Here is a 567-nt window from a genome sequence, read left to right as displayed (position 1 = left end):
ACGGAAACCCCATAGAAGTCTGCCAGCGTGATAAGGTTGCCATGATTGATTTCCTTAAAATCCTCTTTTTCATAACTTCCGAGAGCAGATTTGGAAATACCCGTCAGCTTTGATAGTTCTTCCAGATTTAAGCCTTTGTCCTTGCGGAGTTCCCAAAGGCGTTCCTGTATGCTTGTTGCTCCTTTCATGGGCACACGCTCCTTTCCAACGGTTTCATTGCTGCCGCTTATCTGGATTATATCACACTTTCCGTAATCGTGGAAATTTCTGATTTTTACCCTTAATTCCTACTTTGTGGACATACGGCACAGGGCACAAAAATGTTCTATGATACAGGTAGTTCATCGATGGATTATTCCAATCGAATGACCAGCCTGTGTGGGATATGCTTCCCCGGCGATGTAGCGCCATGAATTTTGGCAGGGATATGGAGGAACCCTGACCGAAACGAGCGTACCAAAGGGAGCGATACGCCGCTGTGAGATTCAGGGGAGGAACGACACCGGGGAGAACTGGCGAACTGACACCGAAATGATACCGAAACACGACAATCTGATAGGGGGATAG

1 protein-coding gene is annotated in these 567 nt (G+C 47.1%); it reads right to left on the bottom strand.

Features of this window, described 5'->3' with window-relative positions:
- Nucleotides 1–188 (bottom strand): helix-turn-helix domain-containing protein (locus LI164_RS15625; protein WP_173703884.1); only part of this gene is annotated, 188 nt, incomplete at its 3' end.
- Nucleotides 189–567 lie beyond the last annotated feature (379 nt).

Origin of the sequence: Dorea sp. 210702-DFI.3.125, from assembly GCF_020560945.1 — a bacterium.
GTDB lineage: Bacteria > Bacillota > Clostridia > Lachnospirales > Lachnospiraceae > Dorea > Dorea formicigenerans.
The sequence above is the reverse complement of the archived record's forward strand: the minus strand, read 5'-3'. Positions and strand labels throughout refer to the sequence as shown.